This is a genomic window from Legionella fallonii LLAP-10 (assembly GCF_000953135.1).
GTDB classification, from domain to species: Bacteria; Pseudomonadota; Gammaproteobacteria; order Legionellales; family Legionellaceae; genus Legionella; species Legionella fallonii.
The window spans coordinates 440686-457150 of the sequence record NZ_LN614827.1; the positions used below are offsets into that span (position 1 = coordinate 440686).

The following is a 16465-nucleotide window of genomic DNA, read 5'->3' on the forward strand; positions in this document are numbered from 1 at the left end:
GGCATTATTTTTTCTATATATTTTGGCTCATTGTCATGAAATAAAGGATCAATGTGATCGTTACGGAGCAAATTGAGTATTATGAGGGGGACGTCCTTTGTCGAGGTTTTCTAGCTTATCAGAATAATGTATCTAAACAACCTGGTGTCATGATCGCACATGATTGGGGCGGACGAGGTAATTTTGTTTGTGATAAGGCGCTTGAGTTTGCAGAAATGGGATATGCTGGCTTTGCTATAGATATGTACGGACAGGCGCAGTTGGGGCATGATAAAGTTGAAAAAAGGGCTTTATTGACTCCTTTGATGGAAAACCGCTCTATGCTATTGGCTCGTATTGCGGCCGCTTACAATAAACTGTGCTACGTACCTCAGATTGATAAAGATAAAATTGCTGCAATTGGCTATTGTTTTGGCGGTTTGTGCGTGTTGGATTTAGCCCGTTCAGGAGCTGATGTGAAAGGTGTCGTTTCCTTTCATGGCCGACTTACAGCTCCAGAGGGAGCGGTGAATAATCTAGTGAAGGGCAAAATTTTGGTATTACATGGTTATGATGATCCCATAGTTAGGCCTGAGCAGATAGAGCAGTTTGCCATTGAGATGAATGCGAGAGAGGCCGATTGGCAAGTGCATATGTATGGTCTTACACAACATTCTTTTGCGATTCCCGGTGCTAATGATGATGAAATGGGTTTACATTATGATCCAAAAGCGGATCGTCGTTCATGGGAAAGCACCGTAACTTTTTTACAAGAAGTGTTGTCATAATATAATTACAGGTACTCTCTTTATGTGTAACTGTTCACGTAATGACATCAACTTAAACGTCTTATTCCTTGTCTAAAATGTGATGTAGGTGGGGGCTGAGGCCAGTCCAATATGCCGTGATGTAGCCTAATGGAGCACATCAGGCGGGCAATTTGTGGTCCGACCTACATGTACCGTGTTATGTCGCGCCAAGTAGTGCAGAAGCATTTTTATGTAATATTTCTTTCTGTCGTTGCTCTGACAGTTGCAGCTTAGTGAACATCTGTTTGGAATAATCAAACCAATCCATTACATCCATTTGACTGGTTTGACCTAAATCGGAGCTGTAGATTACTCGAGGCACAGACGTTAAAACCTCTGAAAAATCCTCTTCGTCCTGATGACCTAGCAAATAGGTTAATGCTGTTTGTTCTATCCAAATAAATTCATTTTTAGTGAGTTCTTTTAAAGCGGAAGCATTTAATCCTGTAAGAGGGTTGGCGGGTTGGTTTAATAATAGCGCGGGAACATTATATTGGATGCAGGCATCAATTAAACTATATACTTCTTCTTTGGATGCATGGCCAGTGGATAAAATAATTGGAAAGTCACTAGCCATTTTTAAAATATCAAATACCTCTTTACGTAATTGATGTTTTGTATCGAATAAGGTTTCACTGTTTAACGTGTGTTTGCTTAAATAGGCATGAGATAAGGTTCTTGTTAGTTTTGATTGTATAGTCCGTCCAGTAATGGTTGGAAAATGGACAATCATTTTGCTGTTAATTACTGGTTGGTATTCACTTAAAGAGCGGAGAATGACCTGATAATTTATCCCGCCAGCAATATGATTTAACACTAAAGAGGCAAAAACAGGGAGGCCCATTTTTTGAGCAAGAGAGGCTTGTATACTGGTTGCTCCCAGATGACTTTTTAATACTACAGCGCCATTCATCGTTTGATAAATTTTTCCTGCTTCAAGCGCATGCCAACGTCGGATGTAAAGATCAGGAGAGGCGTGGTAATGTATATCAATGAATTTATAATCATCAAATGTATTCAATTTAAAACCTTATTTTTTTCCTAACCAGGGTTGATCATAACGGTATTCTTTTCTTGCTTGCTCAAGCGAGGAGCCCGATTTTATCGCTTCTTTTATCTTATTTTCTGTTAATTGAATGTTTTCTGCTTTGTTTATAATGTCTGTAAGCAAGTGCAGGGGGATCACTAAAACTCCATTATCATCAGCGAAAATAATATCTCCGGGATTAATGGTGACGTCATTAATCAATAGAGGGTGCTGCTCTTCTATTTTATGGACACGATTTTTACCTGAACGCATGTAAATAGAGGTACTAAATACGGGATATGGAGTCGCACGAATGGCGGCTACATCGCGAACGGCCCCGTAAACGACGGTGCCGGCGATGTTATTACGTATTGCTACTTGAGTCAGAATATCGCCCCAAACAGTGCAATCACTGCGTCCGTTATTGTCAATGACAATAACGGATTCTGCGGGTATCGCATCGATGTAATTGGCTGCATTTTTAAATGTTGTCGCTTGTTCCTTATTCGCCTCATACTTTATCGTATAGGCGGGGCCAATTATTTTCATTCCTGGTGATAAGGGTTTTATGCTCAATAGGGCTCCCTCAACTCTACTGGCATCAAGCGCATCGGAAATTTCAGTTGTACTGAATAAATGTAATTTCTGTATTTGTTTTATCATGTTCGTGTCATTGGTTGATTGACTATTTTGGGCAATACAAAAGATAACGCAACTCCGGATACCGGTTCTTCAGAATTAATACATTGCTCTATAATTGCATTGGCCATCTCTTGGGTTGTGGCGTTTCCTCCTAAATCATAAGTAACCCAGCGCCTTTCATTGGCTACCTTGATAACTGCATTGATAATTCTCTGTGCCTCTTTCTGATAGCCCAAATGCTCCAGCAGCATGCTTATAGATAAAAACATAGCACTAGGGTTAGCACTTTGTGATTTCATTCGTGGTCCACTACCATGAACAGGCTCAAAATAACTTCCTTGGGGGCCAATATTAGCACTAGGAGCAAAACCTAATCCGCCCATGATGCCTGCACCAACATCGGATAAAATATCACCGAACATATTTTCTGCAACGATGACCCCAAATTCTTCTGGGCGTCTGATCATCCATAAAGCAACCGCATCAGCATTTAAAATATCGGCATTAATATGAGGATATTGACGTGATGCGTGTTCAAAAAACTCTCTAGCAAACTCCCCACTTTGGCGAAGCACATTGGGTTTATCAGCAAAAGTTACGCGATTCATCTGGTTGGTATGAGCATAGTGAAATGCATACTCAAATAAACGTACTAATCCATTTTTGGATTGTAAACGTAAAGCACAGCTAAGTTCATTGGCTGGGGTCTTTTGCCAGCGTGGGTGTTGGGTTATAACATTATAGATAGGTGTAGGTGGAGGAGCATAGTCAAAACCAGAATATAAGCCTTCGGTATTTTCACGAATGATGCAAAAGTTAAATGGTTTTTCACTTCCTTTGATGGAAAAACAAGGACGAATATTAGCAAACAAATCTAGTTTTTGTCTTAGTTGGATTATTGGCGATACATAATGGTGATTGCTTTGTTGAAATTGAAGCGCTAATTCTTTAGCTGCTTCTCGTTGAGGCTTGCTGGTTATGGCTCCTAGCAAAACTGAATCTGATTCTGCAATAAGTTGCCATGTCCCTTCTGGAATGGGATTACCTTCTTTTTGCCAATAGGACCAGCCTATATCACCCAAAGTCAGTTTGATGGGGATTCGAAGCTGTTCAATGATGGGTATTGCTGCAAGGGTTACCTCTATCCCAATACCATCACCTGGCAATACTGCAATTTTTGTGACCTCTTTAGATTGCACCGTTTAATGCCTCCAAAATAACCTTTTTACAAAAGGGGAGATTATCTCTTAGTATTCTCATTCCAGCTTCAGGGACACTAAGTAAGGTTCCTTGATGAGGGGTAAGCACATTATCTTTATTCACCAGATGAGACAATTCGCCAATTAAATGCAGATGCTTCACTTGATTTTCTTTGATAATGGACGTTGAATCAGTTTCTAATACTCTTGTTAAACCATAAATGATTCGTTTTGCTGCCAATTCTTTATCTGTGATTTGGTGGGTTTGCAAAGGTATCTCATTAGGATAATAAACGTGTTGATACAGACTATGTAGTGCTTCATCAATTTTGTACTCGTTACACAGAGTGATAACTTCACCAAGTTTTTGGGCTAGAGATTGATCGGCAAAACTGGGGGCTGAAAATAATATTAGAGGTTTATTCAGATGAGTAAATAAAGAAAAACACTGTTGGAGAATAACCCCACCAAATGAAAATCCAAAAAATGCATCGTAATGAGGAATGTATTGGCTAAGCTTTTCTTGCCAATGGCTATAAAATTGTTCATTGGAGAGTTCTTCCATTATGGACAATGAGTCTATGGGGTGAAGACTGTATTCGGTTTCTAAAAAAGCCAATGGGCTAATTATAGAGTCAATATAAGCGGGATGTGGCGTATCTGATGGGAGGATCAATATTTTCTTTTTTTGCATTTTAAGCTCATATTTTAGTTGGTGCTATTAGGTGATAGGTTATAGTTTTTCTTCTTTATTCTGATTAAATATCTTGAGGTCGGCTGTTGAAAGATCAGAAATTCCCCTGACAAACTCATCCATTTCAATGGGCTCATGACCTATATGCAATGCATCTCGCACGTAGTTTGCGGCAGTTAATGCTTCCTGTAAATTGTATTTTTTTATCTGAATGGCATGTAAATAGGCAATAAAAAATTCTGTCTTTAAATTTCCCGTTCCTTTTCCCATTCCGGCCAAGGAGGCATCGATGAGTTCTACACCTGAATCCATGGCGGCAATAGCATTTGCATGAGCTAAACCAATATTGTCATGGGCATGAAAACCAAAAGGGATGGGATAGTTTGGGATATATTTACCATAAATAGATTTAATTCTTTGGGGGAGTATACTGCCATTTGAATCAGCGAAATAGATCATCTCCGGTTGATATTTACTCGCTTGCTCTACCACTTCATCCAACTCATCATCAGTGTAATAAGTCATGTGAATAAAATTAATAGATACTTGCAAGTTTAGTTTCTTTGCTATTTTAATAACTGGTATTGCTTCTGCAAATCCATCTTTAGCAATACATATTCTTAATAAGCTTACCCCTGCGTCTTTTAACTCTATAAGGTCAGCTTCATCGATGTTATTCGGGTGAGCCATTACCGCAATAGTAGCTTTTTTAATAAGGGAGCGGCACAGATGAAGATAGTCTTTGTAACAAAATCCTGCCCTTCCCAGATTATCTATTGGGCGGATAGAGCCATTACGGTAGCCAATTTCTATATACTCCACGCCGGTTTTATCTAGGGGCAATAGGATTCCCTCTAATTCTTGATCTGAAAAATGAAAATTTGTTCGATGGCCGCCATCTCTTAATGAGGCATCTAATAGTTGAATTGAAGTCATTGAGTTACTCCTTCCCTCTGCTCCTCGAAATACTGATGCTTTGCACTCAAGCAAAATATGCTAGTTATGCAAGAGGTTTATTGAAACAAAACCAATTATGAGGCACAAGGTTTAGTGTCTAAATTTTTATGTTTATAATTATAAGTTTAATACAAATGCATTAAGTTTGTTGATGAATAACACCAAATAATAGTAAAAAGGTCGTTAGGATTGGCTAGTTCATAAATAAAAGCAAGGAGCCAATAATAAGCAGTATCCATATTAGGAAAATTATGCGATCTTGATTTGATGAAGCTATCAAAATAAAAAGAGGTAGGAATAAATTTTTGGTAATCAAAAAACTGATCATTTTTGAAAATGAAGGGGCAAATCTTTTAATGCAAAACAGTATCGCTATTACTATCACAGGACTCAACAAAATCTATAGCAATGGCTTTAATGCGTTGAGTGATATCAACTTGGAAATTAAACGTGGTGAGATTTTTGCGCTATTAGGACCCAATGGCGCGGGTAAAACTACGCTGATCAATACCATATGCGGTATATCTCGTCTTAGCAGTGGTACCATTACCATATTTGGCTATGATAACATCAAGCAATATCGTGAAGCACGTGCTGCTGTCGGCTTAGTGCCTCAAGAGTTAACTACCGATGCGTTTGAATCAGTTTGGAACACGGTGACATTTAGTCGGGGGCTATTTAACAAAGCAGCTAATCCTGCGTATATAGAGGATGTGCTAAAACGTCTTGCACTTTGGGAGAAGAAAGATGAGCAAATTCGGCATTTATCGGGGGGGATGAAGAGGAGGGTGATGATCGCCAAAGCATTGTCGCATGAGCCAGAAATTCTGTTTCTCGATGAACCAACAGCCGGTGTTGATGTAGAACTGCGCAAATCAATGTGGTCGCAGGTACGGAGTTTGCGTGATACCGGAGTTACTATTATTCTCACAACTCATTACCTCGAAGAGGCGCAAGAAATGTCTGACCGTATTGGTATCATCAATAATGGTAATCTGATCCTGACCGAAAAGAAAAAAATTCTCATGGAAAAAATGGGCAAGCGTCAGATGATTTTCGTGCTGCGCGAACCACTACTTAGCATTCCGGCCGGATTGGGACGTTATCCTTTGACGCTAGCGCAGGATGAAAACGGCGGTAAACTGATTTTGACTTATGATCCTGAAACTGAGAATGATATCTCAGACGTATTAGACAATCTAAAGTCGAATGGTATTCGTCCTAAAGATATCTATACTCGTCAAAGCAGTTTAGAAGAAATTTTTATTGAACTGGTGGAGGCCAAATGAACCTTCGTGGTATCCGAGCAATTTATGCCTTTGAAATGGGGCGAACTTTGCGTACGCTGGGGCAAAGTATTGCATCTCCGGTTATTTCCACTGTACTCTATTTTATAGTGTTCGGCTCGGCCATCGGCTCGCGCATGCAATCCATTGACGGCGTACCCTATGGGGCATTCATTGTCCCTGGACTGATCATGCTTACAGTGCTTGGCGAAAGTGTGTCAAATGCTTCCTTCGGCATTTATTTTCCGCGCTTTACTGGAACGATTTATGAAGTCCTCTCTGCGCCGATGTCCTTTGTTGAAGTTGTACTGGGCTATGTGGGGGCTGCTACTACCAAATCAGTGCTCATTGGTACAATTGTTCTCTCAACGGCCTGGCTTTTTGTACCCTTGCACATCGCTCATCCGCTTTGGATGACATTTTTTCTGATCATGACCAGTGTGACGTTTAGTTTGCTGGGCTTCATTATTGGCATCTGGGCTGATGGTTTTGAAAAATTACAGCTTATTCCACTACTCATCATTACGCCACTGACTTTCCTCGGAGGCAGTTTTTATTCCATTAATATGCTGCCACCTTTCTGGCATCAGTTTTCACTGCTGAATCCTGTGGTCTACCTCGTGAGCGGTTTCCGCTGGAGTTTTTACGAACATAGCGATGTTAGTCTTGCTACCAGCGTTATCATGATTTTGACCTTCACTGCCATCTGTCTTTGCCTCATCAGCTGGATTTTTAAAACGGGTTATGGCTTAAAAAAATAGGTCTAATCAATGTAACCTACTGACGTATTATCAGGTGTATCATTTTGCAGCGATAGACCTGATAGTGTATTAATTAAATTTCTCAATAGATGAACCAGTATCACTAGAGGAGAGACAGCAATCGTTAATGCTAATGCTATTGAGTGTCTTGCTACTTCAAGAGGGATAGCAACCGCCCATGCTAATGCATTAATAATGGGCGTGTTTTTTCTCTCCTCTGACCAGGTATCTGCGATTAACTTACGTGCTAGTAAAGGGAAAATTAAATAATCTAAAATACCTTTGATCCCTGTTTTTCGATTATATACAGCATAGACTTCAGAACCAATCATCACAGGAATGAGATAGGGGCGGAAAAAAGCGGTCATTACTTGTTCAAAAATATTTTTTTGAGGGGCTACCGAAGGATGATCATAATGATCACCTACTATGCATAAGTATGTTGCATCGATTGTTTCATACCAGGATAAATCCTCACTCCATTTTAACTCAATAATTTCATGAGATAATAAATCGGGCATTTCTTCCGGCATTAAAATATGCAAAAGCGGCTTCGTACGATAGGAAATACCAGACGATTTGGAGAAAGGATTAAGAGCTCTAAAAAAATGATTCATGTGTAATAATATTGTATAATTAATGCGTTACAATATCAAAATTGTAGCATTTAATTTCAGTAAAAGCATCCAGGTATAGTTCTTAAGTAAAAAAATAAATTAGCCCTATAATAGAAATTAAAATGAATAATCGGATATAAAAAGCCACGTGTTTATTGGAATAAAGCGAGCATAAATACGCAACAGGATGGCGAAAAATAAAAGAGCGCATGATTTGTTTCGTAACCAGGTGAGGGGTACCGCTGATAGGGAACTCGTGAATACGGATACTTGGGCGGTGATTTACTTCGATTATAACGCCATTAGAACCCTCTATAGGCGTATTGATGTCGGCACATTCCACATCAATACCAGCAAGCCCTAAATCTAATACCCTGGCCACATGAATCATTAGTTTACGATTTTCTTTGCAAATTTGTTTGCCCAAGGCTTCATAGGTACCTCCTCGGGTGGCATTACTGGTGTAACATAGTACAATTCGTTTACCAATGGAGGGAATATAATTAACTCCTATACCTAATTCCTTTAACCTGATTAGGCATTCATCATCTACGATAATTGGTCCCAGAAAATCATTGGTTTTTTTGCGAGCAATATTGGTTAAAGCGATTAGCTCTTCAATAGTGTGTTTACCATCCCCGATGATGCTAGCGGGATGACGTATAACCACTCCTACGACTTTTCTATTAAAAACTAATACGCGATACGATTTTAGTTTTCCGTGAAATTCTTCGATCATTAAATAATCATAGGATGCAAATAATTTCTCCAGATGGATTAATAGTTCTTCCAGGGTTTGAATGTTGCATAACACATCTTTTCCCTGAGCGCCATTAAGTAAGGGTTTAATAACCAAGGGGAATTTTAGTTCGGCTATTATTTCCTCAGTTAGATTTTGATTAAACTCGTCTACATGAATGGCAACAGCACTAGGCACGGGGATTTCCGCACGCTCTAATAATTTATTCGTGCAATATTTATCCGCGGCTATGTTTGAGCTACTGAGCTTATTAAATGGGGTTTCGCAACCCTTAAAAAGATAGTAATGAGAGCCTAATTTTAGCTCAAAACCATCAATCTCTTCTAAAGACTTTACTGGCAAGAGTAGCTTTTGGCCGCTTTTATAATATTGAGTGGCATTTCTATCAATGATGCATTCTCTCTTCGGTTCTATAATTATTTATCTTATCACAATTATTAAGTAGCGATGCCTATTAGTATGGCGCAGAGTGTTGCAACGATTATTAGCATCAGACTGCGGATATAAAAGGCGGTACGTTTATTTTTATAAAGTCCCCATAGATAAGATAGGGGGTGGCGGTAAATCAGCGCACGGAGAATTGTTTTTGTAACACCATGAGGAATTCCACCAGTAATCGCCAGTTCATGAATTCTGACGCTAGGATTGGCATTAGCTTCAATAATTACTCCCGCAGTAGTTTCTATAGGACGATTGATATCGGCGCACTCAATATCAAATCCTACCAAGTTTAAATTTAAAGTATGGGCAGCCCGAATAAGCATACGTTTATTTTCCTTGCAGATATTTTTACCCAAAGGTTCATAAGTACCGCCACGTGAAGTGTTACATACATAACATAGGGTGACTGATTCACCTTTATAAGGAATAGAGTTAAGCGTTAATCCCAGTTCTTTTAAGCGGATTTGTACTTCATCATCAACAACAATAGGAGCAAGCATGTCACTAATTTTCTGTCGTTTGATGTTGCTCAAGTCAATAAGTTCTTGAATGTTATGCTGACCATCTCCTACCACATGGGCTGGGTAACGCCGTACCACACCTAATAATTTATTTTTAAATATTAATACTCGATATGATTTTAAATTACCGTGAAACTCTTCAATAGAAATAAATTCCTCGGTCAGAAATTGAGACGTTAAATGCCGTTTTAACTCCTCCACCGATTGTATATTGCATAAGACATCCCTGCCTCGGCGACCATCTTGAGTAGGCTTTATCACCAATGGAAACTTCAAATCAACTAAGTATTCCTCTAAGTTTCCCTCCTCAAAATCTGTTTTGCTAATTGCTATGGCTTTAGGAACAGGGAATCCTGCATTTTCAAGCAGCTTGTTTGAGCAATATTTATTGCGTGCAATACTGACACTGCAATGATCATTAAAGCAATTAACAACTCCCCGGCAAAAATATCGTGTTTTCCCTAGATATAAGTCAAATCCATCGATTTCGGGGATTGGTGTTACAGCTAAGCATAAATCTAGCGCGCTTTGGTAGTATTGTTCCGCATTTTTATTCATAATTTTGTATTCTCAATAATGAATGATCTATTATGGTTTTCTTGCGATAGCCATAAGACCTTCCCTACTATCCCAGAGTGCTTTTGAGGGCAAATCTAATCGCGCATACGACTCTATTTGCTCTATGATAAAGCCCGCATGTTCTAGCTCTCTGGTTAAAATTTTCTCATCAAAAAAATGAAGTGTATTTGGCATTTTTTCACCAATTAAGTTTTTTAAATCAGTAAAATAACCAGGCCATTCGTGCCCTTCACGTATTCTTTGTTCATATAAAGGAATAATTTTCTTAGAAATTCCTTTATAAGGAGTCGACGTAATAATAAATAATTTTGCGTCGTTTTTTAACCAAGTAAATAATTTCTCAAAGCCAATTTGCAGAGCGGAGGGGGCTAAATAGCCTAGCATATGAGCAATATAGCATCCAGCAATGCTTTGTGCTTCTAAGTCCACTCCTTGTGGAAACTCTCCAGGAAGTAATGTCAGGCGACTACGATACTCAGGTGGCGTCTGATTGTATAAAATGTCGAGATGCCTTGGTTCAAGGTCATTGGCGATAACAGTCGCCCCTTCGTTTAACGCTGCAATAGATACAAAACCATAAGCAGCACCAAGCTCTAATACAGGGGCTGTTTGTTGGCTGGCATATTGGATAAATTCCTGGGCATATTTATCAATATAAGTGGTACACGGACCTTTTTTATTTAAGGTCATTATAAGGTATCTACTTACCCGTCTTGGTATTTGTAAATCACTCACTTTAGGGGTCTCATTGCTCGAGTTGGTTAATTTATTAATTCAAGGAGGAGGATATGAATCAGCAATACTTTTGTAACGTATCTCTTTCTTTATGCGTCCTTCTATAGAAACAGTAACTGGTTGTGGTAGCTGTTTAATATATTGTAGCACTGTAGCATGATCTGTCTCACCTATCTTAGTTATTTTTGCTTTTTTCATTACCGAAAAAACGCCACTACCACTTGCAAAAAAATCAGTGGTTGCAATAGTGTATGTTTTTTCTTTGCTCAGGGGAGTGTCTTGATGATACACGGTAACTACTTTATGCCCCAGAGGTTGCTGCTGTTACGTTGCAGAGCAACATCAACGTAATGAGAGGTTGATGTTTTTTTTATGAAAGAGCATGACTTATCTATCATTGATAAGCTATCACCTATATTGTTTGCCTTATAATAATAGTGAATTGTGAGTAATTTACTAGCGTATGAAACTTGAGATAATTAGGCTCAAGACAAGTAAAGTCATCATTCCTGATTTAAAATAAATAGATAGACGACTACGAAGGCACAGATGATAAAAGTAAGACAAGGGATGACGATAAATTAACTGCTTTAATATTTTTTTAGTAACAACAGCTCGTATTCCTTGATTTGGGATTTCATGAAGAGTGGTATCAGCACAATAATTTGCCTCAATGATGATCCATCTATTGGGTCTAAAAGGAACATTGATATTTTCACATAGCACATCAAAACCAACGTAATTTAATCCGATGACTTGAGCCGCTTGGCATAAGTGTTTCGCATTGGTAGGGTGTATTTTTTTTCCAAGTGAAAATATATCTCCATCGCGCCCTGTATTAACTGTATAGCCTAGTCGAATTTTATGCCCTTCGGGTATAATGCTTTGCAGAGATAATCCTTGTTCTTTCAGGCAATTTTGATGCTCTATATCAAATTTTAATGGAGAAATGGTTAGCTCTTTACTCAAACGAATTCTTTCCGCATTTCTTATCTCGATTAATTCTTCAACATTATGTATTCCATCTCCTACGAGATGAGCTGCTGTTCGTTCTAGTACTCCAATAACACGGTTTTTTAAAATCAGCACACGATATTCTTTCAAATTAGTATGAAACTCTTCTATTTGCACATACTTGTACTTGTCGAAAAAGGTACTTAGGTAGGTAGACAGCATTTCCAGATCTTGGATATTACACAATACATCCTTACCTCGTACGGTATTCATCATTGGTTTTGCAACTAATGGAAAATTAAGGTGTTTTACTAATTGATCTAATGGTTTTTGTGACCATCTCTCTTTGTTAAAGGCGGTAGCTTTGGGTACGGGAAATCCAGCCCGTTGCAGTAATTTATTTAATGCATATTTATGCTTGGAAAGATATACGCTAGCGCCTTGATTCATAGGCGAAATAGAATATACAAAATAATAGTGTTTTCTTCCAAGCTCGACTCTTAGATACCCAAGTTCTGGAATATAGGTGCAGGGTAAGTGTAAGTCCATGGCCCCTTGATGAAATAATTTAACATTTCTATCCATTGGAATCACCTCGAGTTGGTGACATAATGTTCTTTAATCGGTGATATAGATAGGCAAAAGGATGGCGTAAAATGAGTTGTATTAGTACTTTTTTGCCAATCTTAATTCCTTTTCCATCGTCTGGTAATTCGTGTAGAGTAATGTCTGGAGGAAAGTTGGCTTCCAGAATAAACCATTTGGTTTTGCTGAAGGGATGATTAATATGCTCGCACATTAGATCAAGACCAACCAAGTCCAGTCCAGTGATTTGTGCTGCTTTTCGTATGTACTTTGCGTTTTCTCTATTAATTTTCTTGTTGACAAAGGCTACCTGTCCTCCAAGGGCACGATTTACTGCATACCGTACCCTTACAACTTGCCCTTTATGCGGGATACTGTCTAGTGAGAGCCCTTGATCTGTAAGACAGTTTTGGCAGTCATCATTTATTTGAGGAAACTCCTCATTTTGTGTCATCAGTTGCTCAATAGTGAGTTGGCCATCCCCTTCTATGATTGGAGCAAAGCGTTCAACAACCCCGATAATACGATTTTTTAGCAACAATACACGGTATTCTTTTAGTCCTTCATGATACTCTTCAACAAGAATATCGGAGGATGTTTGTAACGCTTTTTCCAACTGGAATGACAAATCATCATAGGTTTTGATGTTGCATACAACATCCATACCACTGTGACTATTGAGCATAGGTTTTATTACCAAGGGGAAACGTAATTTTTTTATTAAATTCGATAAAGAGTATTTTTGCAGTTTTCTCTTATTAATTGTTACAGCCTTAGGAACTGAAATACCTTCCTGTTCAAATAACAACTTGGTGGCGTGCTTATTATTCGCAATAAAAATACTGGATGCATTGTTTAGATGGGTAATTCCTCGAAGTAAATAATAGTTTTCTTTGCCGAAACAAATGTGTAAGCTGTTAATCTCATTTACATAAGTAACCGGCAATTTTAACGTCAAAGCGCTTTCATAATAGGCTTGAAGAATTTTATTCAAGTGAACCTCTCTATGTAGATTAGTTCTATACATGCAACATGACTACAAGAGCTCGTCTATTGAGACTCTATGAATATTATAGCCTAATAAAATTAATAAGTTTTTATTTTATTGTGAAACCGTGATTCGGGCTTGTTATAGAGACAAGGGAGTCGTTCAATTAATGGAGTCAAGTTAAGCGTTTATAACTTAGGCCGTATTACGACTTCGTCAAATCCGGGTTATACACCTTAAGTTGACGTCACTACGTGAGCAATTACGAGATTAGTGCCAATGGGAGGAGTAGCGGAGCAAAGAGTAGCGCTACTCTCGTTGATACTCTTTAGTACCAGCGATAATTAATTTATACACACGCTCACTAATAATCCCTTGCTCAAACTTCATTCGTGCATCTACAGTCATTAATTGCCCTCTTTTCTTTACTAATTTACGTGTGGCTGACGTAACATCATTCGGATCGCCTTCTAATAATGTATCCCTTACTTCCTCATCAAAGACCAAATATTCTCTTAAAGCAACTCGTCGTTCATCAACCGTTGGAACCAATTTTTGCCAAATACATAATCTAATTGTTTCGAGAATATCTATAGTTCTACCAAGGCGTTCTTCACCGGCAAACGAAGTTACGAGACGACGCATGGTTTCGGCTACGCCAGAGGTATGTAATGTAGTATATACAGGATGCCCTGTTAGGGCCGCTTCAAGCGCGGCACTGATTGTTTCTGCATCTCGACACTCACCCACCATAATTAAGCGCGGTTTCCGTCTTAAAGCGTTTCTCACGCCATCCGCAAAGCTGGGTAAATGACGCGGGATCTCGGATTGGCTAACTACGGCAGAAATGGTATCAATTTCATCATAAACGAATTCTATTGGTGATTCGTAAGTAAGTACTTTTCTATTAGAGTCTTCGGTTTCTATGAGTTCACGAATAATTGAGGCTAGCAACGTTGATTTACCTGAACCCGTGGCGCCGGTAATAAATACAATGCCTTCCTGAGGGGCTATAGCCTCAAGAATATTATCTGGCAAGTTCATTGTACTTAATTTAGGCGGTGTCGTCGGAATGGTTCTTAAGGTAATCTGAATTGAATCGTGACCTTCAACCAAGCAGGCCGTTGCATTTACTCTATAGCGGTAACGAACCCCTCTATTAGGACGGAATTCATAATGTGTATCTATATCTTTACCAGAAAGAAGCTGAGTAGTCGCATTGGGGCCATAAATTGCATTAATTAAATCGCCCAATTCAGTATTTGAAAGGCGGCGATTAGTAATTTTGATTAGCTTTCCATAAACTTCTGCAAAAATGGGTTCACCCGTTTGTATGGTGATGTCTGATGCATTTAAACTTTCGGAATGCTCCAACATTCTGTCCATAAAAACAGGAGTAAAACGGGTTGGTTCATCAGGCATGAAATTAATATGGCTCATACTTATTACCAGTCTTAATTATCAGTTCACAGGGGCAATAACAGGCTGCCAAGATTTATTAGTTATTATAATTCTAGACTGCTTAGCAATTTTTTCCATGTTTTTAAATTGTTCTAGAGCATTCTCATCTTTTGCGACAGCAGCTTTCCATTCATTACTGTTAACATTCAATATAGGTAGAGCAGTAATTCTCAATACTCGATCATCGATATGAATTTCAGAACCATCTCCAGTAACTCCTAAGTCGGTATGGGAAACATAAGGGGGCGAAACAATGTTCATAGCAAGGAGTTTTCTATAAAGAATCATACCACCAAAATCTTCTTTAATGCGGGCGATACTTTCTTCCAAAATGGTATTGGCTTGAGTTATGCCATTTTTCCACCCTTTAGTTGTATAAATACACCATAACTGCCTTTCTGCTTTAGTTTTGGGGAGCAGGAATACATTAGGCGCTTCGGGTTTTTGGTAATCCATCCACAAATATTGGCGCCAGGTGGGGGGAGCTGTTATAAAACGTGCTTGTTTCGCTACTTTATAAGTACGATCTGAAATACGTATATTTTGTGCATCAGCAAGATTCAAAGTATTTCTACCTTCGAGTAATACTGGAGGTAGGATATTGTGTTCGAGTACTAGGGAATTAAAATCAAAGATGGTATCTAGTTTTCTAGATTGTCTAGTCAGCGACTGGTCTATTTGTTTGGCACGCCACGCCAATCCGGATTGAGCCCCAAGACTTAAAGCCGTTTCTTTTAGCGCCATTTCACGAATTTTACTCATTTTTTGTTTTTTCTGGGCGCGAATGTATTTGCCATTGGCCATCGCTTGTATCCCTTTTAACGAACCCGTATCTCCCATATTGGTACGAGACGAGGAACAAGCCACCAGCAATACTGATAATATAACGGCTAAGCTAAGAGTAAATTTTTGCATATCGTAGTTCTACAACCTGACTGTTAGGGTACACGTGAATATAGGCTTTTTTACCGGCTTGGTAGTCAATGTTACGGAGAATTTCTGCCAAACTTTCGTCTTTTATATTTAGACTAATTAAAATAGGCAGAGAAGGGGATTGGCCTATTACACGCATTTTAAAATGTGATGCTTTCGCAATACGGGCTGTTAACTCTTCTATTGGTCCGGACCAGTCAACACTGGCGCGTGCTTGCAGATTATAAGCATTGGGAATGGTAAGGGTATTGTCTTTATGCGGAGGTATTATTACTTTTTCAACACGAGCCATCTCCAGCATAGAATCACTCACAGAAACAGCCGCCTCAGCTAGTTTTATTGTTGCATCATCACTAGGGTTGTTAATTGGTGGTTTTTTAAAAGTGGTTCCACAACTTGAAAGTAGTGCTGAAACAATAAACATTATGACAATCTTGTTGCTCATGCAATGTTCTTTTTAAAGTATAATAAGTATACGTTCGATTGAAACAGGAGCAAGGCTCCTTGTCAAGATATTGTTAAAATAGTGAGAGAAAA

Annotated in this window: 18 protein-coding genes; 3 read left to right on the forward strand and 15 right to left on the reverse strand. The window is 38.8% G+C overall.

The window, feature by feature from the left end:
- Positions 1-53: 53 nt before the first annotated feature.
- Positions 54-767 (forward strand): dienelactone hydrolase family protein, encoded by a 714-nt coding sequence (locus LFA_RS01695; protein WP_045094652.1) that lies wholly within the window; start codon positions 54-56, stop codon positions 765-767.
- A 178-nt stretch (positions 768-945) separates the two neighbouring features.
- Here LFA_RS01695 and LFA_RS01700 read toward each other — a convergent pair whose 3' ends face one another.
- Genes LFA_RS01700 through LFA_RS01720 form a run of 5 tightly spaced genes read right to left on the reverse strand, consistent with a single transcriptional unit; the run spans position 946 to position 5286 of the window.
- Positions 946-1809: a DUF6282 family protein gene (locus tag LFA_RS01700; protein WP_045094653.1), complete on the reverse strand. Its 864-nt coding sequence runs from the start codon at positions 1807-1809 to the stop codon at positions 946-948.
- A gap of 9 nt (positions 1810-1818) precedes the next feature.
- The gene (locus tag LFA_RS20575; RefSeq protein ID WP_045094654.1) at positions 1819-2478 is read right to left on the reverse strand and encodes an RraA family protein; all 660 of its coding nucleotides are present in this window, start codon (positions 2476-2478) and stop codon (positions 1819-1821) included.
- A complete protein-coding gene (locus LFA_RS20580) occupies positions 2475-3656 on the reverse strand; it encodes an isocitrate/isopropylmalate dehydrogenase family protein (RefSeq protein WP_065814354.1) in 1182 nt (393 codons plus the stop codon). Before LFA_RS20580 ends, LFA_RS20575 begins: the two co-directional genes overlap by 4 nt.
- On the reverse strand, positions 3646-4350 hold the full coding sequence (locus LFA_RS01715; protein ID WP_045094655.1) for a hypothetical protein: 705 nt from the start codon (positions 4348-4350) through the stop codon (positions 3646-3648). The genes LFA_RS20580 and LFA_RS01715 overlap by 11 nt, the downstream gene beginning before the upstream one ends.
- Positions 4351-4389: 39 nt before the next feature.
- Complete coding sequence (locus LFA_RS01720; protein WP_045094656.1) at positions 4390-5286, reverse strand: beta/alpha barrel domain-containing protein; 897 nt, start codon at positions 5284-5286, stop codon at positions 4390-4392.
- 326 nt (positions 5287-5612) lie between these two features.
- Here LFA_RS01720 and LFA_RS01725 point away from each other — a divergent pair, with 326 nt between their 5' ends.
- Positions 5613-6596 (forward strand): ABC transporter ATP-binding protein, encoded by a 984-nt coding sequence (locus LFA_RS01725; protein WP_197541199.1) that lies wholly within the window; start codon positions 5613-5615, stop codon positions 6594-6596.
- Entirely contained in the window at positions 6593-7354 is a 762-nt protein-coding gene (locus tag LFA_RS01730; protein WP_045094657.1) for an ABC transporter permease, read from the forward strand. The genes LFA_RS01725 and LFA_RS01730 overlap by 4 nt, the downstream gene beginning before the upstream one ends.
- A gap of 2 nt (positions 7355-7356) precedes the next feature.
- Here LFA_RS01730 and LFA_RS01735 read toward each other — a convergent pair whose 3' ends face one another.
- From LFA_RS01735 to dotD, 10 genes are all read right to left on the reverse strand, one after another.
- Positions 7357-7899 (reverse strand): hypothetical protein, encoded by a 543-nt coding sequence (locus tag LFA_RS01735; RefSeq protein ID WP_157010244.1) that lies wholly within the window; start codon positions 7897-7899, stop codon positions 7357-7359.
- Between the two features lie 154 nt (positions 7900-8053).
- Positions 8054-9073 carry a UDP-N-acetylmuramyl peptide synthase gene (locus LFA_RS01740; protein ID WP_045094659.1) on the reverse strand — a complete coding sequence of 340 codons (1020 nt, stop codon included), beginning with the start codon at positions 9071-9073 and terminating at the stop codon, positions 8054-8056.
- A 95-nt stretch (positions 9074-9168) separates the two neighbouring features.
- Positions 9169-10251: a hypothetical protein gene (locus LFA_RS01745; protein WP_045094660.1), complete on the reverse strand. Its 1083-nt coding sequence runs from the start codon at positions 10249-10251 to the stop codon at positions 9169-9171.
- Positions 10252-10281: 30 nt separating this feature from the next.
- Entirely contained in the window at positions 10282-11007 is a 726-nt protein-coding gene (locus tag LFA_RS01750) for a class I SAM-dependent methyltransferase (RefSeq protein WP_157010245.1), read from the reverse strand.
- 39 nt (positions 11008-11046) lie between these two features.
- Complete coding sequence (locus LFA_RS01755) at positions 11047-11319, reverse strand: 5'-nucleotidase C-terminal domain-containing protein (protein WP_084602086.1); 273 nt, start codon at positions 11317-11319, stop codon at positions 11047-11049.
- 144 nt (positions 11320-11463) lie between these two features.
- Complete coding sequence (locus LFA_RS01760) at positions 11464-12546, reverse strand: hypothetical protein (RefSeq protein WP_052673815.1); 1083 nt, start codon at positions 12544-12546, stop codon at positions 11464-11466.
- On the reverse strand, positions 12539-13540 hold the full coding sequence (locus tag LFA_RS01765; protein WP_172653448.1) for a hypothetical protein: 1002 nt from the start codon (positions 13538-13540) through the stop codon (positions 12539-12541). The genes LFA_RS01760 and LFA_RS01765 overlap by 8 nt, the downstream gene beginning before the upstream one ends.
- 303 nt (positions 13541-13843) lie before the next feature.
- Positions 13844-14956: a Dot/Icm type IV secretion system ATPase DotB gene (dotB, locus tag LFA_RS01770; protein WP_045097347.1), complete on the reverse strand. Its 1113-nt coding sequence runs from the start codon at positions 14954-14956 to the stop codon at positions 13844-13846.
- Between the two features lie 39 nt (positions 14957-14995).
- Complete coding sequence (locus LFA_RS01775) at positions 14996-15910, reverse strand: type IV secretion system DotC family protein (RefSeq protein WP_045094663.1); 915 nt, start codon at positions 15908-15910, stop codon at positions 14996-14998.
- The gene (gene dotD / locus LFA_RS01780) at positions 15891-16373 is read right to left on the reverse strand and encodes a type IVB secretion system lipoprotein DotD (RefSeq protein ID WP_045094664.1); all 483 of its coding nucleotides are present in this window, start codon (positions 16371-16373) and stop codon (positions 15891-15893) included. The genes LFA_RS01775 and dotD overlap by 20 nt, the downstream gene beginning before the upstream one ends.
- Positions 16374-16465: the final 92 nt, after the last annotated feature.

Excerpts from the sequence above, each read along its gene's own strand:
- LFA_RS01775 (WP_045094663.1), bottom strand. The coding sequence starts at position 15,910 with ATGCAAAAATTTACTCTTAGCTTAGCCGTTATATTATCAGTATTGCTG.
- LFA_RS01730 (WP_045094657.1), top strand. The coding sequence starts at position 6,593 with ATGAACCTTCGTGGTATCCGAGCAATTTATGCCTTTGAAATGGGGCGA.
- dotD (WP_045094664.1), bottom strand. The coding sequence starts at position 16,373 with ATGAGCAACAAGATTGTCATAATGTTTATTGTTTCAGCACTACTTTCA.
- LFA_RS01720 (WP_045094656.1), bottom strand. The coding sequence starts at position 5,286 with ATGACTTCAATTCAACTATTAGATGCCTCATTAAGAGATGGCGGCCAT.
- LFA_RS01715 (WP_045094655.1), bottom strand. The coding sequence starts at position 4,350 with ATGCAAAAAAAGAAAATATTGATCCTCCCATCAGATACGCCACATCCC.
- dotB (WP_045097347.1), bottom strand. The coding sequence starts at position 14,956 with ATGCCTGATGAACCAACCCGTTTTACTCCTGTTTTTATGGACAGAATG.
- LFA_RS20575 (WP_045094654.1), bottom strand. The coding sequence starts at position 2,478 with ATGATAAAACAAATACAGAAATTACATTTATTCAGTACAACTGAAATT.
- LFA_RS01745 (WP_045094660.1), bottom strand. The coding sequence starts at position 10,251 with ATGAATAAAAATGCGGAACAATACTACCAAAGCGCGCTAGATTTATGC.
- LFA_RS01760 (WP_052673815.1), bottom strand. The coding sequence starts at position 12,546 with ATGGATAGAAATGTTAAATTATTTCATCAAGGGGCCATGGACTTACAC.